The 21,015-nt window shown below is 55.7% G+C and carries 15 protein-coding genes; 8 read left to right on the top strand and 7 right to left on the bottom strand.

Annotated features, from left to right (window positions below):
• Positions 1-11 precede the first annotated feature (11 nt).
• The 3 genes from ACGY09_RS22670 to ACGY09_RS22660 all read left to right on the top strand — a co-directional run bounded on the left by ACGY09_RS22670 (position 12) and on the right by ACGY09_RS22660 (position 3,528).
• The gene (locus tag ACGY09_RS22670; protein ID WP_397569546.1) at positions 12-1,460 is read left to right on the top strand and encodes a DUF1501 domain-containing protein; all 1,449 of its coding nucleotides are present in this window, start codon (positions 12-14) and stop codon (positions 1,458-1,460) included.
• A 401-nt stretch (positions 1,461-1,861) separates the two neighbouring features.
• Positions 1,862-2,848, top strand: coding sequence for a DUF1559 domain-containing protein (locus ACGY09_RS22665; protein ID WP_397569545.1), 987 nt, complete (start codon positions 1,862-1,864; stop codon positions 2,846-2,848).
• A gap of 227 nt (positions 2,849-3,075) precedes the next feature.
• Positions 3,076-3,528, top strand: coding sequence for a hypothetical protein (locus ACGY09_RS22660; RefSeq protein ID WP_373652703.1), 453 nt, complete (start codon positions 3,076-3,078; stop codon positions 3,526-3,528).
• A 187-nt stretch (positions 3,529-3,715) separates the two neighbouring features.
• Here ACGY09_RS22660 and ACGY09_RS22655 read toward each other — a convergent pair whose 3' ends face one another.
• Together ACGY09_RS22655 and ACGY09_RS22650 are read right to left on the bottom strand one after the other, a co-directional pair.
• Complete coding sequence (locus tag ACGY09_RS22655) at positions 3,716-3,919, bottom strand: hypothetical protein (RefSeq protein WP_397569544.1); 204 nt, start codon at positions 3,917-3,919, stop codon at positions 3,716-3,718.
• A gap of 192 nt (positions 3,920-4,111) precedes the next feature.
• Positions 4,112-4,468: a hypothetical protein gene (locus ACGY09_RS22650; protein ID WP_397569543.1), complete on the bottom strand. Its 357-nt coding sequence runs from the start codon at positions 4,466-4,468 to the stop codon at positions 4,112-4,114.
• A gap of 1,168 nt (positions 4,469-5,636) precedes the next feature.
• On the opposite strand from ACGY09_RS22650, the gene ACGY09_RS22645 reads away from it, so the two are divergent.
• Entirely contained in the window at positions 5,637-6,509 is an 873-nt protein-coding gene (locus tag ACGY09_RS22645; protein WP_373652705.1) for a DUF4394 domain-containing protein, read from the top strand.
• Positions 6,510-7,554: 1,045 nt separating this feature from the next.
• Here the strand turns inward: ACGY09_RS22645 and ACGY09_RS22640 are convergent.
• Complete coding sequence (locus ACGY09_RS22640; RefSeq protein ID WP_397569542.1) at positions 7,555-7,878, bottom strand: hypothetical protein; 324 nt, start codon at positions 7,876-7,878, stop codon at positions 7,555-7,557.
• Positions 7,879-8,203: 325 nt separating this feature from the next.
• Here ACGY09_RS22640 and ACGY09_RS22635 point away from each other — a divergent pair, with 325 nt between their 5' ends.
• On the top strand, positions 8,204-8,821 hold the full coding sequence (locus ACGY09_RS22635) for a hypothetical protein (protein ID WP_397569541.1): 618 nt from the start codon (positions 8,204-8,206) through the stop codon (positions 8,819-8,821).
• A gap of 298 nt (positions 8,822-9,119) precedes the next feature.
• Here the strand turns inward: ACGY09_RS22635 and ACGY09_RS22630 are convergent, their stop codons facing one another.
• The 3 genes from ACGY09_RS22630 to ACGY09_RS22620 all read right to left on the bottom strand — a co-directional run bounded on the left by ACGY09_RS22630 (position 9,120) and on the right by ACGY09_RS22620 (position 10,992).
• The gene (locus tag ACGY09_RS22630) at positions 9,120-10,040 is read right to left on the bottom strand and encodes a hypothetical protein (RefSeq protein WP_397569540.1); all 921 of its coding nucleotides are present in this window, start codon (positions 10,038-10,040) and stop codon (positions 9,120-9,122) included.
• Between the two features lie 131 nt (positions 10,041-10,171).
• Positions 10,172-10,570 (bottom strand): transposase, encoded by a 399-nt coding sequence (locus tag ACGY09_RS22625; RefSeq protein WP_373649637.1) that lies wholly within the window; start codon positions 10,568-10,570, stop codon positions 10,172-10,174.
• Positions 10,564-10,992, bottom strand: a complete 429-nt coding sequence (locus ACGY09_RS22620) for a transposase (RefSeq protein WP_397571900.1) — start codon at positions 10,990-10,992, stop codon at positions 10,564-10,566. The genes ACGY09_RS22625 and ACGY09_RS22620 overlap by 7 nt, the downstream gene beginning before the upstream one ends.
• Positions 10,993-11,924: 932 nt before the next feature.
• On the opposite strand from ACGY09_RS22620, the gene cphA (ACGY09_RS22615) reads away from it, so the two are divergent.
• From cphA (ACGY09_RS22615) to ACGY09_RS22605, 3 genes are all read left to right on the top strand, one after another.
• Positions 11,925-14,534 (top strand): cyanophycin synthetase, encoded by a 2,610-nt coding sequence (gene cphA, locus ACGY09_RS22615; RefSeq protein ID WP_397569539.1) that lies wholly within the window; start codon positions 11,925-11,927, stop codon positions 14,532-14,534.
• Positions 14,535-14,916: 382 nt separating this feature from the next.
• Entirely contained in the window at positions 14,917-17,556 is a 2,640-nt protein-coding gene (gene cphA / locus ACGY09_RS22610) for a cyanophycin synthetase (RefSeq protein WP_397569538.1), read from the top strand.
• A gap of 261 nt (positions 17,557-17,817) precedes the next feature.
• Positions 17,818-19,557 (top strand): SpoIIE family protein phosphatase, encoded by a 1,740-nt coding sequence (locus tag ACGY09_RS22605; protein ID WP_397569537.1) that lies wholly within the window; start codon positions 17,818-17,820, stop codon positions 19,555-19,557.
• A 196-nt stretch (positions 19,558-19,753) separates the two neighbouring features.
• Here the strand turns inward: ACGY09_RS22605 and ACGY09_RS22600 are convergent, their stop codons facing one another.
• Positions 19,754-20,953 carry a class I SAM-dependent methyltransferase gene (locus ACGY09_RS22600; protein ID WP_397569536.1) on the bottom strand — a complete coding sequence of 400 codons (1,200 nt, stop codon included), beginning with the start codon at positions 20,951-20,953 and terminating at the stop codon, positions 19,754-19,756.
• Positions 20,954-21,015: the final 62 nt, after the last annotated feature.

Here is a 21,015-nt window from a genome sequence, read left to right as displayed (position 1 = left end):
AAGGATCACTCATGATATCGTCACCATTTCATTCATCCCTTCCTCGACGAGCGTTCCTCTCTGACCTGGGACTGGGTTTTACGGGCCTGGCTCTCGGCGCCATGTTGCATCAGGATGGAGTCGCCCGTGCCGACTGGGCACCCCCGACGGGGACGCCCCATTTCCCACCCAAGGCGAAAAGCGTCATCTGGCTGTTCATGAACGGCGGTGTCAGCCACATGGAAAGCTTCGACCCGAAGCCCATGCTGACCCAGTACGGCGGCAAGTCCATTGCAGAGACTCCTTTCGCCGACACGCAAGACCCCAAAAAACTGGCCATTGAGAAACTGGTGGCACCCGATGGCAACGGATTACAGAGAAACAAACTCTATCCGCTGCAGGTCGGTTTTCAGAAACATGGGGAAAGCGGCATCGAGGTCAGCGACTGGTTCCCGCAGATCGCTCGCCACGTCGACAAACTCGCGATTGTCCGGTCCATGTGGACCACAGACAGCAACCACGGAGCACAGACCCAGTTCCACTCCGGACGCCACACAAACGATGGCCAGTTCCCCACTCTCGGGGCCTGGGTCCATTATGGACTCGGTTCGCTGAACCAGAACCTGCCGCAATTCATCTCGATCGGAACACGAGAATACTGGAACAAACGAGACGGGTACTATCTGGGTCCCGCCCACGACGCGGTCCCCCTGCGGATCGATCCGAGTAATCCTCTCGACTTCAACCGGCCCGAACGTCCCATGTCGTCGGACGCAAAGCAGATCGGTGAGAGTCTCCTGCGGGATCTCAATTCCCTTCGCGGGGTTGAATATCCCAATGACCAGTCGATGGCTGCACGAATTGCTTCTTACGAACTTGCGTTCCGGATGCAGACTTCGATCCCCGACATCGTCGACTTCTCCAAAGAAACAGCCAGCACGCAGGCGCTGTACGGACTTGATCAGCCTCACAGCAAAGAGTTCGGAACGCAACTGCTGGCGGCTCGACGCTTCATCGAACGGGGCGTCCGGTTTATCCAGATTCAGCACGGGGGGGGTGGGGCCGGTGCCTGGGACGCTCATGGTGGCTTGAAAGAAAACCACGGACGACTCGCCCGCGCCGTGGACCAACCGATCGCAGGCCTGTTGCACGATCTGGACGAACGAGGATTGCTGGATGAGACTCTCGTCATTTTCTGTACGGAGTTCGGTCGGACTCCGGGAACTCAAGGTGCCGATGGTCGAGACCACCACATCTTCGGATTCACGGTCTGGATGGCGGGTGGAGGTCTGAAGCGGGGTGTCGTACACGGTGCGACGGACGAAATCGGCTTCCATGCCGTGGAAGACCGGCACTACGTCACTGACATCCATGCCACCATCCTGCATCAGCTCGGCCTGGATTCCCGTCAGCTCGAAATCCCCGGTCGAAAACGACTCGAGATCGACCACGGTACGCCGATCACCGAGATCATCGCGTAACGCACTCTTCTCACCGCACGACTGACCTGAGGATTCGCAACGCAGAAAGCAATGCGTGATGGCGATTTCCCCGGGGAAGGTGCGCCCTCGTGTCCTTATCGATAGAAAGGAATAAGCGTTTCCGAATCCCGGTCAGATACGACAGGGAAATTCGACGCCCGCCACCCGGAACAGGTGACCTCGTTTATCTTTTTGACAATTGCACTTCCGCTGACGCTCCGGGGACTCGCGCGTTTTTCTGGCAGATCACTGCAACTTCTCTCCAGGTTGCGAATCTCGCAATCGCTACTCGTTTGTGTGAGCGTTTCTATCTGCTCACTTGTCGGTATCTGACTTCGCTGGTTGTTTCTCGAGATTGCTACGCTTTTGTCCAACTCATCAATTTACAGATTGGATGCCACATGAAGAGAAAAACGAATCGCGGATTCACATTGATCGAGCTGCTGGTGGTCATCGCGATCATCGCCGTTCTGATTGCACTCCTGCTTCCGGCAGTGCAACAGGCGCGTGAAGCAGCACGCCGAACACAATGTAAGAACAACCTGAAGCAAATCGGTCTTGCCTTACATAACTATCATGACACCTATAACACCTTCCCCCCCGGTGGAATTGGAATGTTCCACTATTCGTGGCTGGTTTCGATCCTGCCCCAAATGGAACAGTCGAACGTCTTCAACCGAATTGACTGGAACGATCAGGGGTATCCCGGTGGCGTCAACATCGCCATGCTCAATAACTGGACTCCGGATTTCCTGTGGTGCGCATCCAGTTCTGCGTCTCGCGTGAACGTACGACCGGACTTCCCCACGAAAGTCGCAACGACGTCCTATATTGGGATCTCAGGAGCCGCGACGAACGCGATCGACCCCACCGATCCTACAGGCATGGGACGCTGCATTGCCGGGGGACAGGGATATGCCTGTGCAAACGGGATGCTTGTCGCGAATACCGTCTCCCGGATGCGCGATGCGTCTGACGGATTGACCAACACGATCATCGTGGGGGAACAATCCGCGATGGGCACGACGGGCGTCGGCGGAACTCCGATTGAAATCCGTTCCAGCGCCGAATGGGGTGCCTGGATCGGCCCCGGTGCCACCGTCGCCCCACCTCAACCTGGGGGTGTCTACACCTGGGCGGCCGGTCCCTGGAGTCGCAACACCACGACCACGCGCTATCCGGTTGGCCACAACACTCTGGCAGACGGTTCAGGTGGCAACCACCGGGATGGAACCAACACCGCGATTCACTCCGCACACACGGGTGGAGCACACGTCCTGCGAGGGGACGGCGGCACGGTCTTCCTCAGTAACAGCATGGACTGGACCGTCTTCCGCAACACGTGTATCCGCGACGATGGACAGGTCATGGGTGAGGGCCTCAACTGAGGCCCGCCACGAGGGAGCACATCGGACAGGACTGTCTAAAAGCGTTGTTCCTCCCTTGGTCATGAACACGTCGCTCCTCTCTCTGGAGGGGCGACGCGTTTCCCTGCAGCGCGGTGCTGGCAGGCAGCCGCCTCTTCAAGCAGCCGGCCGGCGCGGCTGAAAGGTCCGCCGGCCGGCCAGATCTGGTACGAACGCCATTCGAAATCTTTGAAACAAGGTAGACTGCAATGGGATTACCTGTTCCCCTCATTCGGCTGAAGAACGCTCATCGTCTGTCTGGCTCCATCCTGATGGTGGGGTTGCTTGCGAGTTCCCTTTTCAGTTCGGGATGCTCAGGCTCAAAGCCTCAATCTTACGTGACGGGTATGGTGAGTCTCGATGGAGAACCGGTCGGCGGCGGATCCATCCTCTTCATTGATGAAACGGGACAAACCGCGAACGCACCACTGCAGGAAGATGGGCAATACTCCCTGAAATGCTCACCCGGAACTTACCGGGTTGCCATTTCACCACCGCCGGCGGTTGATCCCCTCGCCGCCAAATCGACCGGCCAGCCTGCCGCCCCCACAATCAAGATTCCCAAAGCCTATCAGGAAGTTCGCACCAGCGGTCTGATGGCAGACGTCGCCGCAGGTACCAATACGCACGAATTTGAGTTGGATTCAAAAGTGAAAAAGTAATCCCGGATCGAGCTTGTTTGCCGGCAGCAAGCCCGGCGTGTGGGAAATCGTCAACTCAACTGGCGTCAAGGACTCAGGGGCTCGTCTCGGACGGGCCCCATTTTCGTCGGCAGTGGTTTAGAACATAAGAACCAGGCGGAAAGGGCGGTCAGTGGTATTGTAACTGCCCAATATGGAACACGACACATCAGGCATCTTTTCGGTGATCCACCCCTTGAATCTTCAAACCAATGGCATTTGCCGAGATCGAAGCCGATCCATCGCCATCGCCAGTCGAGGACGAAGATAGGCGAGTCGTTTTCCAGTCGTCGAAAAGGAACGAGCCTTTCGCCTTGGGGACGCACCCATGCTTTCCGCTCAAATAGGGAAATCCTTTTAAAGTCAGGTCCATTAGCAGTTTCATGAACGAACCAGAACGCATCGTAATCTGTTCCGAATTGCTGCCTCGATGTTGGACTGATGCAAACGACAATACGATCGATCAGAATCAGACTTCGCACCCATCCCGCCATCAACGCGGACGCCATGACCAGCGTTAGCAGGCCCAGCTTCCGTCGCCGTCCACGAAAAAATTCTTGCATGATCACACAGCCCCTTCTGTTGATCCGATCGCGGGTTTGCCGGGATTCGATAGCATAAGCCATGAAGTGAGCACAGTCAGGGGAATGACGACGACGATGTAGTCGATCTCAAAAAGCGGCAGGTTTTGCTCAACCAGCTCAACCCTTCCATCAGCCAGTTCCAGCGTCTCGGTTCTGAACCCTTTCGGGTCGTAGATCTCCAACGATCCGTTGGAAGAAACAATCTGTATCAACGAGAGATCGACAGACTCGGCGTAGTCAGCATGACTTCGCACCCACCCCACCATGAACACGCACGCCATGACCAGCGTCAGTAGGCCCAGCTTCCGCCGCCATCCACGAAAGAATGCCCAGACCATGTTCGTTCCCCCTTGCATGTGAGCGTGTCCGCTGCTGCGGTTACCCTCTCCGAATCATTGATGATTGAGGGAATGACTTCGAGAAGGTCGCAGAGTATCACCAGTTCCGGATCCTTCGCAAATACGGGACAGCGTCAATGTGGCAGTGAAACAAGGAAGTGAAACGTGGTACCGGCTTCCAGCCGATGATGACCCGCGCTCAGCGGCTGGAAGCCGCTGCCACAGAGTGTGTCACTTGACGGACGCAAACCTGCCGCGCGACCGCAGAACTCACACCGTCGCGTTTCGGCTGGCCGATTGATTCCCCAGCGGTCTTGATTCGTCTGATGAAAGGACGCGAGAAAATCTTCATCCATGCCCGCCAGAGAATCCAACCGCTCTCACCCGCCGAGCAGCGGCAACGCCAGCACCACGCTTGAGAGCTAATTGAGAAGTTCCTCGATGCGGGTACGAATCATTGCTGACTGCCGAGGCCGGTGTCGCCGACGCACTCACGCTCTTTGACGTTGAGTGATATCGGCTGCTCTCTTGATGCGTGATGCCAAACCTCATGCATGTCATCGCGATCGTCAAACCTTTGTCCGGTCACGCACTGGCAGAAGTCACACATTCCTGAAAATCATTGACGAGCAACGAGGCCAGTTCTCAGCTCCGGATATGCAGGATCTCCATGGCCCCACATCGTTTTCAGAATCGGAAACTGGCTCCAAAGATATTCTCACAGTGATGAGAACGAGTGCAAGTCGAGGTCCCTGCGCCGTCTTCGCCAGTTGCCGTTCGAGTCAGTGCGTGCGAGGGTCAGCCTCGCTGCGCGATTTGATTCCACTCGATTGCGTTTCTTAAGGCTCAAATTCCACTGATGAGTTAGTAAAGGGGCGATCACATATGCAACCATAACTGATCGCATGTTCACGCTTCATTTCCGCTGCCGGCGATAACGACACATTACGAGTACTTAATCTGCACAGGCACGCAAAATTCGGAACTCCGCCTGAATTACAGTGTTAAGCGGAATATCCATTGCGAACGGGAGCCCTTCGACAGCTTCTCACATTGGCTCGCAGGGAAAAAATGAATTCGTCGTAGTGAACATCATTTTAGGCCTCTGTGAACCTCCTTTTTAAGCCCAGTTTAATCTCGACTACGCCCATTAAAGGATATTCGTCGTATGTTCTATCGACTTTCAATTTGCTTCGCATTCACATTCCTTGCGATCTTACCCGTGTCTGTGAAGGCAGCGACCATTACCGGGTTGACCGCAGACAATCAGTTACTGACATTTAATTCATCGAATTCGAGTGTCATCACGAACACCGTTGGTGTGACAGGACTCGGCGATTACATGTTGCAGGATATCGACTTTCGACCTTCCACGAAGGAACTGTATGGTGTCGGAGTCAATGGAATGGGCCAAGGTGCGATCTTTAAGATCAATACGGTCACCGGCCAGGCAACAGCCGTAGGATTGACGGGATCCCCGTTCAACCTGAGTGGAAACATTGGAATCGACTTCAACCCCGTTCCAGATGCACTGCGCGTTGATACTACGGCCGACCAGAACTACCGGGTCACGTTTGCAACGCCAACGACGAATGTGAACGTCGACGGCAATCTCGCATATGCCGCAGGCGACGTGAATTTCGGAAAAAACCCGAGCATCACGACAATCGGTTACACAAACAACTTTGCAGGAACGACCTCGACGACTCTTTTCGGCATCGATTCAAACCTGAACACGCTGGTGAGGCAGCAGCCACCAAATAACGGAGTCCTTAATACAGTTGGTTCCCTGGGATTCAACATTTCGAGTGACAGCGGATTCGATATTACTGCCGACAACAATGCTTTTATTGCCGACTTGGACCGACTCTACTCGCTTAATCTGTCAACAGGACAGGCAACATTCATCGGTCAGATCGGCAGTGGCTCCCCAGACATTATCGGCCTGGCCGTCGCAGTTCCCGAACCGAGTATGTTCTATCTCCTGAGCACGGGAATCGCCGGTCTGATTGCGAAGCGACGCTTCGGCCCCAGGAAATGAGCGATCAAGAATTGGGGAAATGGTTGATGAGCAATCTTTTCAATGGTGAATACCGGATGTGGCCGAACTTCCGGAAGCGGCTGAAAAGTCGGTGCACGTAACTGGTAATTCAGGACAACAGGGCAGAGGGAAACCGAGTATCTGAATGAGTGTGCACACCGACAGGCATTGAGATAAGTCTGCAGGCTACAGGTCATAAATGGATTCCGTCGGTGTGCACTAAAGAGGGGTGTCATCCGCATTTCTGGCGCTAGGTGTGATTTTTTTGCACCGAAGCGCCTCGTGAGAACGTTACCTTGAATCCCCCAGAAATGCTTTCTCGAAGTCGACGTTTGCGGCGGGCCAAGCTTCCGAATTACGAGAAAGCTTCTGCGGTTTTGCACCGAACTTCCTGCTGTTGCTGGCCAATGCGACGGCGGGTCAGCTCAAGCGTCTGCCGGCGGCCGGCGACATGGACAACAGCTCACGGAACGTTCGGACCAGTGACAGCGAGGTGTTGCTTTTCAGAAAGCTGCCTCGCTGTCCTACTGAGTAACGGCTGGCAATCCGTCTACGTCATAGGCAGAAACCCTTTGTCGCCGCAGCGGCCACCGGGACGGTTCGGAACCAGGCCCATCGTGCCATTCCCCTCGTCGAGTGCAAAGGCTTGGAAACTGGTCGGCTGGCAACTTGCGCGTCGTTGCACTCAAGTCAGTCCTGCTGACTGAATATTTGGGACTGAAGATCCCTCTGATTCGAGGCGTTGCAGGGATGGGGGTGGCTCGTGAGCTCGATAGAGTCTGCTGAGCCTCGTTCTGAAGCTGCGCCCCTGAGACAAACTGTGTCCCAAGTGTACTCACATGCATTCTCGAGCCCAAAGCCCCATTCGTTCTCCGGCCCAAAGGGCCATTCATTCAAATAGCCTGGCCCATCGGGCCAGACGTGATTCGGAAAAACACCAAAAGGCCTGAAGGGCCGACCGTTCGACCGCATGTCTCCTTGGCGAATCCGAAGAGACTGCGATCTGTCCGCGCACTCACTTCTGGCAGCAAATTGGCCAACTGCTTCAACGTCCATTCCCCGGCGGACTCAAATAGTTCCCGAAAAACATCAATGCAAACACGAGATAGAAACAACCCAGGACAATTGTTTTCTTGCCCCAGTCCCGATACTGCTTTTGAAGTTCAGGGTCACTTTCCGCTCCCTTCGCCACCCCCTTCAATCCGAGTCTAATCACGTAACAACCATAAACGGCAAAGATGAGAGACATAGTTGCGTACAGAATCGGCCAGCGTGTTACAAGCAATAGTCCGACCAACAGGGTCCCGACGACGCGTAAGAAGACATCCCGATCTCGCATCACAACCATCTCGTAAGATATCTCACACACGCCGTTTCGTGAAACGCAGTATAGCTCAGCTCCCACACCCCCAAAAAGCCTTGCAACGGCGGCTTCGAAACTGAACTTACCATTTCTCGTGACCACACCGTCACGCCGTTCTTGGCAGACCTGGAGAACCTAATGGCCCTGCGGGAGGAGGATGGGCAGGTGTGACCAAGCCCTTCCACGAACCTGCTGTCTCCCCGCGGAACTCTGCTCTTCATCTGACATTTCTGAAGACAATTTTATTGTGGACGTGGCTTCAACTGCGATAGCTTTGAATTGATAGCTATACCCGTGAATTCAACCCCTCTTCAACGACAGGAATTTGTCAATGATCAAGAATCCATCCAGGTTAGCGCTGACTGCGGTAGCGTTGATGGTACTGCTGGCATCAAACCGGATTCGGGCGGAGGAGGATGCAACGACTCAAGTCGCGGATTTGGCGAACACGGAAAGCGGTGCCGCCAATCTGCTGCTGAACCCCGGCTTTGAAGAGGGGGACCAGATGCCTCGGTCGTGGTCGATCGGACAGAAAGTTGATGGCGTGACGTTCCTTTGGGACAAGCAAAAATGCAAATCTGGGAATGCGAGCATCTGCCTGAAGAAAGACGCCAAACGATATTTTCCAATTGCCGAAATGCATCAGGTCTTTGATCGCAAAGATGGGAGTAAATCGATCAAGGTCAGTGCTCAAGTGAAAGCCGAAGGTGCCCACAAGGCAGTCCTGGACGTCCTGTTCTTGGACAAGGACTCCGAGTGGATTTCGCATCACTGGGTTTCATACATCGGAGCCAAAGAAGCGGGAGATGAACCCGTGACGCACGACTGGAAGGAATACGCAGGCGAAGTCGAAATTCCGCCCACGGCCAGAAAAATCCAGGTCAGCATGCAAATCTACGGACCAGGCAAGGTCTGGTTCGACGACGTCACTGCAGTGTACAGAGAATAAGATGAGAAAGTGAGCGTACCCTGGACCTGGCGCCAGACGATCCGTCTCCAGCCAGAATTCCCGCTGACTCTCTAATTCACGCTTTCCCAGCGACACCGCCAAATCCTCCCGAGACGATCTTCTCACCAAGGTCATTCGGGCATATCAGATATGCACTTGTTGGAGGTTTTTCAACAGGCTGCTAAGGTGGCTGACAATCGCAATCGGACTTTCAGCCTATCGAAATACTCGCTCCTGCCACTTACCCAGATCTGTAGTGTCCCCGTGCCCCTTTCGTCCATGGTTTCGAGATTGCGATTCAATACAACTGACGATAGTAATAGGCTCGTGCTGCGGCTCTGTCGAAAACTGCGCTAACATTACGGTCGCGCTCGCGCCACTCATATGAATAACCATCGAGTACCTCAGCTTCACACCATGATCCCATTCCATAACCGAGCGCTGTATCTCGCTCCGCGGCTTTGCAAACTCTACGAATCTTACATGGTGAGACGATCTCCCTTAATACAACGCCGGCGGAAAATCTTTGAGGTACCCCGATTCCATTCCTTATCCACTGGATAAACTGTTCTTTTTCGATAAAAAAATCACATGTCAGAGATCCTCGCGGCCCTTGGATAAAATTGATATCAGTTGCAGAAGCCGGCAGGCCGAATGGGGCAGCACTTCTCCCAACCCCTTCCCCAATCCTGCGCACTCCGAAAACCACTTGCACTGAAATTGAAGCGACGACGAAGATTATAATCGGGACAATAATCTTAAGATCCCACTTTGCGTGTACCAGTCGACGCGCTGTACCCACCTTGTTATTTCGCCCCCTACAAGAACGCAACCACAGAATATTCAATACTGCTCCAAGCCAGAGCATCACCCCCACGCCAAGGGCAATTACTTCCCACCTGCGATCGTGAACCCCGTCACTCTCTCGTTGCGCATGGGTAGCAGCCAAGAAAATCGCGACAGAACCAAGAAGACCTGGAGCAATACTGGACTGGAAGGTGCTATCAATCGAACTCTTCCGAAGGCTCTTCAATTGATGATAAGCGATCATGCAAGCAGCACCAATCGCGACAAGTCCGCACAGGACACTCACTGGATCCCACAGCATCGTCACCATTAGAGCAGCATAAGCAGTTAGAATTGCACACGCAGCAACAACTAGTAGCACCCCAATTACGAGCAGTTGCGATTCTCGGAGAGAGGAGGCAGTGGATCCCATCAGCGATAGTCTTTCGTTTGAAACTGCGTATGATTCGTCCTGTTACTCCGAATGGCGGCACTTAAACTCTGGAGTGTCATTACTTATCCATGAAATCCACATCAAATGAGGGTTTTTCGCTAGAAGCAGTTTCAAAACCGGTTCAAGCATATCATTAGGCAGGCGAGGTGGAAAAAACCTTCGAAGAGATGTGGGTAGTATTCATGCCGGACAAGAAGTCTTCTTTGATAGCCTAGCCAACTGATCGTGCGTTCCACTTTCCAGCGACTCGCATATCGCCTCAGGCTTCGCCCGTCTTGTCGAGACGGCTTCTTCCGGCCTTTTCGGTGGGGTGTGATTTGCTCGATACCTCGCAGTTTGAGCGTATCACGAATCCAATCCGCATCGGCAGCCTTATCGTACAGCAGCCTCTCCGGTTTCTGGCCAGCAACTTGAATGTCGACCAGCGTCTCGATCGTGTTGACTTCGGCGACCTGTGCAGAAATGGTGAACCCCGAGATGGGGACGCCGTTACCATCCGTCATCAGCATGAGTTTCGTTCCTTTGCCTTTCTTGGTCTTGCCAACCTCGGCGCCCCCTTTTTTGCAGGCGAAAAGGTGCCATCACCCATTGCCTGCGACCAGTTCAGCCGCTTCTGTCGATCAAGGGACTTCAGGAGACGCTCCCACGTTTTGACCATGATTCCTCTTTCCGTCCACTCCTTGAGCCTTCGCCAGCATGTTGCAGGAGAGGGGTATCGCTCTGGTAAATCTTGCCATCGTCCTCCGCTCTTCAGGACCCACAGAATTCCCTCCAGACACGGTCGAGGCTCGACTCGTGGTCGGCCTCCCAGTGGGGATGGAAGAGGGTTCGCAAACAGATCTTTGATGGAATTCCACTGGGCATCATCGAGAAATGGCTTTGGGACCGTCCTGGACCCTGTCGTATTCGGCCGCCGTCGTTGGGGCCACATGGACAGGGTAATTCGCATGTAAGGGACTCCTTTCTCCCTTATCGGTATGCAAATTGCCTGCCAGAGTAATTATTGCAAAAATAGGGTTTTGAAACTGCTTCTACAACTCCCCTGGAATCTTTCGCGTTTCCATCCAAGCCGCAGTACCTTCACCACGCACTGCGACAAACAATCTTGACGCAATTTTCTTATGAAGTAGAATTGTCGGCACTGGTAGGCTTGGTTCCTCCTTTTGCTTCGTCAGTATGTTCCCGTCAATTGTCGCTGCGACCCGACCTCATCGATTCGGCGGAAAGATGTTCTGTGAAACAACTCCATTGGAAATCAATACTTATGATCTCGGAGCTGAATTTTGGCGTGGCCGGTCATTCGCTCATGATTAGATGTTCAAGGTGCTCAAGATGCTCAACGTGAGCATCTAATTCAAAAGCCTGTAAAACAGGGGTTTGGACCATTAGGTGCTCAAGGTGCTCAAATCTGTGCAGCGCGCATTTCGGATTGGCGAGTCGCTCCCAGGGGTTTCTCCCGACGAAGCTCTTCGAGCAGCTCGTGGAAGCAGCACCCGAGAGGGGCAGACGCTGCCGGAAGCAGAGCGGGAACTGGCCTCCGGGGGTAGATTCGGCAGACGTCTCGTCGGGAATCCGCTGCTGATCACTGGGGAGGAACGGGACGAATCCGGCCCGTTGACCCGGAAACTTGCGGGTTTGTAATGTCAATTCGGCAGAAATTTCTGTGTTTCAGTCGAATTGTTGCAGTTTGACTGTGGGGGCAGGGGGCGAGGAAAAAAAATGCATGGAAGCGAATTGGGGATGTCGATTCTTGATGGAACAAAAAGGGAAATACCGGCATAATCGTCTCTGTTTTGGTCGAACGGACACTCCGACCTCGTACTCCTGATTGACGAGCGGTACTGACAGGATCTCATTGCATTCATGATCATCCGCAAGGTTCTTGCTCTTCGTGGCCCGAACATCTGGTCCCGGCACACTGTTCTCGAAGCCTGGGTCGACCTGGGCGCGCTGAAAGATACCTCGTCCGCGCATATCCCCGGCTTTAACGACCGGTTGATGATCTGGCTCCCCAGCATGATCGAACACCGTTGCAGTGTGGGGGAACGGGGCGGATTTTTTCAGCGTCTCCGCTGGGGCACCTATCTGGCTCACATTCTGGAACACACGACACTCGAACTTCAGACCCTTTGCGGCACCCCCGTCGGCTATGGACGAGCCCGTGAGACCACCGAAGAAGGTGTCTACAAGGTCGCGATCCGCTACCAGGACGAAACGCTCGGCCACGCCTGTCTGGAAACCGCTCACCGGCTGCTCATGGCGGCTGTGTTCGACCTTCCGTTCGAAATGGAAAGCGAACTGAAGCGATTGCGTGATCTGGCGGATCGGGTCTGTCTGGGTCCCAGCACCAACGCGATTGTGGACGCGGCCCGAGCTCGCAACATCCCGTTCCGACGGCTCAATTCCGGCAGTCTGGTCCAGTTCGGACAGGGGAAGAATCAGCGCCGGATCTGGACCGCCGAAACCGATTCGACCAGCGCGATCGCCGAATCGATCGCCCAGGATAAACAGCTCACGAAAATGATGCTTGCCGCGGCAGGGATTCCGGTTCCGGAAGGTCGCGAAGTGGAAAGTGCCGAGGACGCCTGGGAGGCGGCTCAATCGATTCCCGGCCCGGTCGTCGTGAAGCCGGTCGACGGAAATCATGGTCGCGGCGTCTTCATGGATCTGACCGAAGAACATCAGGTGAAAAGCGCCTACGAAGAAGCCCTGAAAGAGGGTTCCGGGGTGATCGTCGAACGCTTCGCCAGCGGTTCGGAGCATCGCCTGCTGATTGTGGGGAACAAACTGATTGCCGCCGCTGCGGGCGACGCAATCTGGGTCGTCGGGGACGGTGTCAGCACGATTGAAGGCTTGATCGAGTCTCAGGTAAATTCCAATCCACGCCGGGGCGAGGATGAATCCAAGCCACTCGACCGGATTCGGATGATTCCACTGATCATTCTCACGCTGGCCAACCAAGGTTACACACCGGAAACGGTGCTGGAGCCCGGTGTGAAAGCGATCATCCGACGGAACGACAACCTTTCCCGCGATGTCACAGACGAAGTCCATCCTTCGGTCGCCGAGCACGCGATCCTGGCGGCTCAGATCATCGGTCTGGACATCACCGGCATCGACCTGGTCACGGAAGATATTTCCCGTCCACTGGAAGAGCAGGGGGGAGTCATCGTCGAGATCAACGCCGGCCCCGGTTTGCTGATGCATTTGAAGCCGGAAGTCGGAAAGCCCCGTGCCGTGGGCGAAGCGATCATTGACCACATGTTTCCAGACCCGAGCGATACCGGTCGGATTCCGATCGTCTCGGTCACTGGAACGAATGGGAAAACGACCGTTTCACGTCTTGTCGCCTCGATCATGAAGGCCGCCGGTCACACTGTCGGTCTGACCTGTTCCGACGGAGTTCTGGTCGATGGCCGAGTCATCGACACGGGCGACTGTGCAGGACCGCGAAGTGCTCGGAACGTACTGCTCAATCCGCTGGTCGATGCGGCGGTCTTTGAGGCCGCTCGGGGAGGAATCCTGCGGGAAGGGCTGGGCTTCGACAAGTGTGATTGCGCCATCGTCACAAACATCGGGGAAGGGGACCATCTCGGTCAGAAGTACATTGACTCACCCCGGGATATGTTCAAAGTCAAACGAACCCCTGTGGATGTCGTACTGCCGAGCGGCACTGCGGTGCTGAATGCGACCGATCCTCTGGTGGTCGAGATGAAGGAACTTTCCGCAGGGAGCGTGACCTTCTTTGCGATCGATCCCGAACATCCTGTCATTCGGGAGCATCGGGCGAACGGAAAGCGGGTGGTCTTTGTGAAAGACGCGCACGTCGTCCTCTGCGAGGGGGAAACAGAAACTCCGCTGGTCACCCTGGAGGATCTTCCCTGCACGCACGGCGGACGCGTTCGTTTTCAGCTCGAAAACGTCCTGGCGGCCGCTGCAGCGGGCTGGGGACTCGGTTTCGAGCTGCCCGCCATCCGGAACGGCTTACACTCGTTCCAGGGGAATCTTCAAGACGCTCCCGCCCGTTTCAACGTGCTGGAATCCTCTGGCAAAACGATCGTCGTTATGGACGGTCGCAACACGTCCGCCTTACGGGCGGTGATTGCTGCTCTGGAAGAGTTTCCACATACGAAGCGCGCGGTCATCTATTCGGCTGAAGAAGATCGCCGCGACGCGGATATCGTTCATCAGGGACAGATGCTCGGTGACTCATTTGACCGCGTAACCCTGTGTGAAATTGAGAATGAAGTCCGCCCGGCCGGTGAAATCATGCAGTTACTGCGGTCCGGCGCGGAGGGAAGGGGGCGAGTCGCCCGTATTTCCGAGATCAGCGACTGGACGCAGGCCGTCGACGCGGCGTGGCGAGAACTGCTGCCGGGTGAGTTACTGCTGATCCAGTCTTGTACAATTGCCAAAACCGTAAAGAAATTACAAACGTTGCTGGGACTGGAGCCAGCCGAGATTGCGGCGTGACGACGAATGCGACAAATGCAGGAATCAGCGTTGATTCCTGCAGGGTCCGGGTGATGCCGGCCCGGTCAAACAGAGAAGCAGGGTTGGAAGATTCTTTTCCACCTCAAACGTCAATCAGCGGTTCTGAAATCATTCGGTCAGATGGCACACTGATTGCGAGTAGAGCAGCCGACTCGTCGGTCTCCTGTGAAAACGGGTGACTGCGGGCACGATAGACAGGTCGAGACGAAGACGTACTTGGCGATACGATTTCCCCGCAGATGGGGCGCTCGCAGGAGCAAACGAGGATGCAACTCTGCATCCCCGGAGCAACGGTGGCCGTGTGGTCCACCAAAATCAGGATAAGCCAGGTGAAGTGTAGGATCTGAAGGACGCACGAATTATGAATCTTGGGACAACGCGAGCTTTGCGAGGTCCGAACATCTGGTCTCAACTGACGGTACTTGAAGTTGAGATCGACCTGACTGCTCACCTGCAGCGTTCGACGCAAGACATTGCCAACATTCGATCTCGGGCCGCCACACTGCTCACCGTTTCTCGCTCTGGCCCCCCTTCAGAACCGCTCGAAGAATCCCCTGAAATCGCGCACCGCTCGATCGCGATGAGTCTCGCAGAACTGCTGGCGCGGACCACCATCCACCTCCAGCAACTGGCCGGATGCGAGGTGAAATTCGCTCGCGTCTTCGAAACCAAGACTCCGGGGATCTGCAAGATCACCGTCGAGTACTGTGAGGAACCCGTTGGCCGCATGGCACTTGCGGCCGGTGGTGATCTTGTCCGCGCCGCCATCGCCGAGCAGGAATTTGATACTCTGTCCCGCGTGCAGGGAATTCGCAGCCTCGATCAGCAGATCCGTCTCGGTCCCAGCACAGGCTCGATCGTCCGGGCGGCCCTCAACAGGGGCATTCCAGTGCGCCGTCTAAATGATCGCAGTTTGGTGCAACTTGGATACGGTTGTAAGCAGCATCGCATTCTGGCGGCGGAAACCGACCGGACGTCCGCAGTCGCCGAATCGATCGTCCAAGACAAAGAATTGACCAAACAGTTGCTCGACGCGGTCGGCGTTCCGGTCCCGAAAGGGCGTCCCGTCAGTAGTGCCGAAGACGCGTGGGCAGCCGCTCAAGAGATTGGGCTCCCCGTCGTCATCAAGCCCCAGGATGGAAATCAGGGTCGCGGGGTCGCCTGCAACCTGAATTCGCGCGAACAAGTCGTCGCCGCGTACGCTTCCGCTCTGGAAGAAGGTGACGAGATCATCTGCGAAAAATTCGCCCACGGGGGAGATTACCGCCTCCTCATCATCGGCTACAAGCTGGTCGCAGCCGCCCGACGAGAGCCTCCTCAGGTCACCGGCGACGGTCGTCATACGATCCTGCAACTCGTGGAAGAAACGAACAAGGATCCTCGCCGCGGTGAGGATCACGCCACGTCGCTCAGCAAAATCCGCATCGACGAGATCGCCAAAGGGGTGCTGGCCGATCAGGGCCTGACGGTTGATTCCGTTCCAGCAGCCGGACAAGTGGTGCTGATGCGCCGCAATGCGAACCTGAGTACGGGTGGATCGGCAACAGACGTCACGGACCTGGTCCATCCGGAAGTGGCCGCTCGCGTCATCGACGGCGTGCGGATGGTCGGACTGGATATCGCGGGTGTCGACGTTGTCTGTCAGGACATCAGCCGTCCCCTGGAGCAGCAGGGGGGGATCATCGTCGAGATCAACGCTGCCCCCGGTCTGCGTATGCACCTGGAACCTTCCTCGGGCAAAGGGCGTCCCGTGGGCGAGGCCATTGTGGGGACCATGTTCGGAGAAGGGGACGACGGGCGGATTCCGATTGTGGCCGTCTCCGGAACCAACGGTAAGACGACCACCACGAGGCTGCTGGGACACATTCTCCGCTGCACGGGCAAACGCGTCGGCATGACGTGCACCGATGGCGTTTATCTGAACGATCGCCGGATCGATTCAGGTGATTGCAGTGGCCCCAAGAGTGCCCGGACGATCCTGTCGAACCCGGCCGTCGAGGCAGCGGTGCTGGAAACCGCACGGGGGGGGATTTTACGGGAAGGGCTGGGCTTTGACGCGTGTAATACTGCGGTCGTGACCAACATCTCTGAAGGTGACCACCTGGGGATGAACGGGATTGATACTCCCGAACAACTGGCCCGCGTGAAGCGAGTCATTGTAGAATCGGTTGCCCCCACCGGTTATGCGGTGCTCAACGCGGATGATCCACTCACCGCTGGGATGGCGGATTACTGCCCGGGTAAAGTCCTTTACTTTGCGAAATCGCTGTCGAACCCGCTGGTCGCCGCACATCGGGCCAAAGGGGGCAAAGTCATCTACCTGCGTAATAACTGCATCATGGCCGCCGAAGGCTCATGGGAAGCTCGCATCGCACTCCTCGATTCCGTTCCCCTGACATTTGGCGGGTTGATCGGTTTTCAGGTCGAAAACGCGATGGCCGCTGCGGCTGCCGGATGGACCCTAGGGGTGCCGTTTGAAATGATCCGGCACGCACTGGAAACATTCGTCAACGATACGCAGAAAGTCCCCGCCCGATTCAATGTCATCCAGTTCTCGGGATCGACACTGGTAATCGACTACGGCCACAACGCGGCTGCTCTTTCTGCCCTGTGTGAAGCATTCGACAAACTGCCCCATGAACGTCGTCTGATCGTCTATACGGCCGCCGGCGATCGCCGGGATGAGGACATCATCCGACAGGCGGAACTGATCGCCAACGGGTTCGATTTGATGGTGCTCTATGAAGACGCCTGCACGCGAGGCCGTGAGGACGGCGAGGTCTGCCGCCTGATGCGTCAGGGATTCGCCCGCGGTACGCGATTGCGATCGGACAAGATCATTGAGACGCGGGGCGAAATGAAGGCCATCGAAATTACCTTGCGACAGATGAAGCCGGGTGATCTGGTCCTGATCCAGGCCGATCAGGTGGAAGAAGCCATTACCTTTGTGCAGCAGTTTCTTCCGCAACTCGCTGCCGAGCAATTAGCGGTCTCTCGATGAGCGATCGTCAGAAGCAGTTGAGAGACAGGGGAACCAAGGAGTTGCGTTTTCCCCTGTATCCCGTTCGCACGAGGCTAAACACTGCCGCTGCTGCGAACGGAATCGAGTTCGTAGATGGATCTTATTATGTGAACTTGGTTTGCTTCAAATCCTTGCATGGCGATTGAACGCGTTTCGGCCCCGTGCTACGCTGAAGGGAAGGAGCTTATCCCTTCAATTCGGGCCGGACGCGTCGTCTTTTTGGTCTCATCGGAGTTTCCCTTGACCGTTGCATACCTCAAGGTCATCAAAGGAAGTTCTGCCGGTCAGGTACTTGCCCTGTCGGGAGAGGCCGTTGTATTGGGCCGCCATCCCTCGTGCCAGATTGTTCTCGACAACGCCTCTGTCAGCCGTCAGCACGCTCAGATCGTCGAAGAGCATGGTATCTTCCTGATTGAAGACTTGCGCAGCCGTAATGGTACGCAAGTGAACCGGAACTCCATTCGAGGACGGACCGAGCTTCGTGATGGCGACGAGATCAAGGTCTGCGACTACGCCTTCATGTTCATGCGAAAGGCGAGCGGCCCTTCGATCCCGGTTTCACCTGGCTCCAGTGTGATTGCCATCGGAGGGATCCGCGAGACCGTTTCGGCACCAGATCCTGAGATTGATTCCGAGCCCGAACTGATTGCGTCCGAAAAAGCACTGGAAAGCTCTTCAGTCCTGACCTCCATCTCTGCGGGATCGTCGGCTCAGGGATTAAGGCTGAATGTACGCCCCGAGGCGAAGCTGCGGGCGATTCTTGAAATCAGTATGGCCCTGGGGAAGGTGCTCGTCCTTTCCGACGTGCTGCCTGTGATTCTGAATTCTCTGTTCAAGATCTTCCCACAGGCCGATTCGGGGTTTGTATTACTCAAGGATCATCATTCGGACAAACTGCGGATTCGCTGTTCGCAGTCACGACGAAGCGATGACGATGATGATGTCCCTGTCAGCATGACCGTGGTAAGGCAGGCCATGGACAGTGGTCAGGCCATTCTGAGTGCGGACGTGTATGGAGATCGCCGTTTCCAACACAGCGAAAGTATCGCCGAGATGCAGTTGCGTTCTCTGATGTGCACTCCGCTGATGGATACCAGCGGCAACGCCATGGGGGTTCTGCAGATCAGCACGTTCGACGTCTCGCAGCCGTTTAACTCGGATGACCTGGATGTGCTGGTCAGCGTGGGGGCTCAGGCGAGTCTGGCCGTTGAAAACGGGGCAATGCACGAGTCGTTGCTGAAGCAACGGGACTTTGAACGGGATATGGAGATTGCGGCGCAGGTACAGATGAGCTTCCTGCCGAGCCAGCCTCCCGTTGTGCCGGGATATGAGTTTGCCGACTATTACGCTGCGGCACAAAGCATCGGCGGAGACTACTTCGACTTCATTCGGTTACCTGATGAACGAATCGCCGTGATCATTGGGGACGTCGCCGGAAAAGGAATTCCCGCCGCGTTACTGATGGCCCGCTTAAACGCGTCGGTTCGATATCACCTGTTTAATGCTCAGTGCGCCAACAAGGCATTAGACAGTCTGAATTCTGAGATGGCGAATAGTGAACTCGGCTACCGTTTCATCACGTTGTCAATTGCCATTCTTGATCCATCTCGCCATGAACTGCAACTCGCCAGCGCAGGGCATCTTCCTCCGGTGTTTCGACGGCGGAATCAGGGAACCGACATCATTGGTAACCGAGAGTCGGGCTTGCCTCTGGGTGTCATGCCTGACCAGAAATACGAGTTGCTGCGGATCCCGCTGGAACCCGATGATGTGATTCTCTTTTATACCGACGGAATCACAGAAGCGATGAATTCGCGAAATGAGCTGTTCGCGAAGGAGCGAGCTCGACAAGTGATTGCCGATGGCCCTCAATCGGTAACCGAGCTTGTCCCCGCGTTGATTGAAGCTGTGGACGCATTTTGTGACGGTCGGGCGCAGCGCGATGACATCTGCGTGACGGCCTTGCGACGGACGAATTGATACCTGCCGGGCCACCACGACTGGCAGTGTTTCTGCCATTGAGTGGAGCCTGAGCGACCACTTCGCAGAGAGACATGAAAGTTTGCTGCCGGCGCGCTGTAAGGACGCGTTCGAAAACCTGTGATGGCCTGAGAATGGCAACCAGATTGCCAGAGACCCGTCATACGGAGTTCGAATAACTCCGCTCAGTTGTTCGTTACTGATGTTCGCTACTGATGCGTCGGGCCGCGACAATGCGGGCCTTCCCATCGAGTCGAGCGAACACGATGACTCGGGGTTCCGAGCCATTCAGCGGAAGTCGCCTGCGAAGTACATCGGCTTGTATCGGAATATGTCGGCACTTGATTTCCAATGGTCCGACGCTGGCTTTCCTCAGCCAGGCTTTCAGTTCTTTCTCATTATTGGGTAAATTTTCCAAGACCTCAAACGGTTGAAGGAAGGGCGACGTCACGAGGTGATCGGACGTCAGATATTCTTCGGCCCGGTCCAATCGACTTAGTCCCAGCCGATCCGCGAGCACATCGACAAGTCCAGCTCGTACAACACTGGGATCGGGGTCATAGAGGTATTGTCCCAATGGGCTTACCGGAACCAGTACTTCCAAGGGGTGCCCTGAGATACTTTCTCCCGCCGGTAAGACGGTCGCGCGAAACAGCGCATCGCTGGCGAGTTCGCCAAACCAGACGGTCGCTTCTTTGCATTCCCCATGGAGGCTGATCAGTTCAATCTCGGCGTCGGGGAACTTACCGCCGAAGTTGCTGGCGGGGCTTACCTTGATCGCACCACCCGGACATCGCGGCATGATCGCATTCAGATAGTCGAGTCCGGGGACATAATCTTCGATTCGCGAGACTCGCCCCGATGAGCCAGGTCGCCGGTCCGGATCAACATGGACGAGATGACTGAAGCTCGTCAATTCCCGAACATCGCGGCACTGTGTCTCGACTCGGTCCGCAACGCCATAGACCTCGGCGTTCCACATGGTTCTCAGGCAGTTGGGGGCATGAATGTCGACCGCAATCACATCGCAATGCGCGGCGAGCGACATCGAATCACTTCCGATTCCACTGCACAGATCCCAGACAGTCCCTTTGAAACGTTGGGCTTTATAACGAGATACGACCTCTGCCGTAGACTGTTCGAGCCCCTGACGGTCGAACCACATCTGTTCTGCCCGCGAGAACTTGCCACGCGCTTTCAAGCGGAACTGATGCAGTGAGACAGCCATTCGCACCAGATCGTCGGGATACTGTCTTCGCAGTGCCGACTGCAGCGCAAGCTCTGACCCGCTGGACTGGCTGATCTGTTCGAGCAATCCCGGCGTCGCCCGCAACTCTTGAAGCAGCCGACACTCCTCTTTGGCGATACGGTTTTCGTCGGCGGGTAACTCGGTCATGAAGCAGCACTAAGCGAGAGGAGATGGAATTGTCTGGAGAGAGTCCGTCGACGGTTAGCTAC

It is taken from the genome of Schlesneria sphaerica, from assembly GCF_044336245.1.
Taxonomy (GTDB): Bacteria; Planctomycetota; Planctomycetia; order Planctomycetales; family Planctomycetaceae; genus Schlesneria; species Schlesneria sphaerica.
This window is presented reverse-complemented; position numbering and strand designations above follow the sequence as displayed.

Excerpts from the sequence above, each read along its gene's own strand:
- ACGY09_RS22620 (WP_397571900.1), bottom strand. The coding sequence starts at position 10,992 with ATGTGGCCCCAACGACGGCGGCCGAATACGACAGGGTCCAGGACGGTC.
- ACGY09_RS22665 (WP_397569545.1), top strand. The coding sequence starts at position 1,862 with ATGAAGAGAAAAACGAATCGCGGATTCACATTGATCGAGCTGCTGGTG.
- ACGY09_RS22650 (WP_397569543.1), bottom strand. The coding sequence starts at position 4,468 with ATGGTCTGGGCATTCTTTCGTGGATGGCGGCGGAAGCTGGGCCTACTG.
- cphA (WP_397569539.1), top strand. The coding sequence starts at position 11,925 with ATGATCATCCGCAAGGTTCTTGCTCTTCGTGGCCCGAACATCTGGTCC.
- ACGY09_RS22655 (WP_397569544.1), bottom strand. The coding sequence starts at position 3,919 with ATGGACCTGACTTTAAAAGGATTTCCCTATTTGAGCGGAAAGCATGGG.
- cphA (WP_397569538.1), top strand. The coding sequence starts at position 14,917 with ATGAATCTTGGGACAACGCGAGCTTTGCGAGGTCCGAACATCTGGTCT.
- ACGY09_RS22600 (WP_397569536.1), bottom strand. The coding sequence starts at position 20,953 with ATGACCGAGTTACCCGCCGACGAAAACCGTATCGCCAAAGAGGAGTGT.
- ACGY09_RS22625 (WP_373649637.1), bottom strand. The coding sequence starts at position 10,570 with ATGCTGATGACGGATGGTAACGGCGTCCCCATCTCGGGGTTCACCATT.
- ACGY09_RS22630 (WP_397569540.1), bottom strand. The coding sequence starts at position 10,040 with ATGGGATCCACTGCCTCCTCTCTCCGAGAATCGCAACTGCTCGTAATT.
- ACGY09_RS22635 (WP_397569541.1), top strand. The coding sequence starts at position 8,204 with ATGATCAAGAATCCATCCAGGTTAGCGCTGACTGCGGTAGCGTTGATG.
- ACGY09_RS22660 (WP_373652703.1), top strand. The coding sequence starts at position 3,076 with ATGGGATTACCTGTTCCCCTCATTCGGCTGAAGAACGCTCATCGTCTG.
- ACGY09_RS22670 (WP_397569546.1), top strand. The coding sequence starts at position 12 with ATGATATCGTCACCATTTCATTCATCCCTTCCTCGACGAGCGTTCCTC.
- ACGY09_RS22645 (WP_373652705.1), top strand. The coding sequence starts at position 5,637 with ATGTTCTATCGACTTTCAATTTGCTTCGCATTCACATTCCTTGCGATC.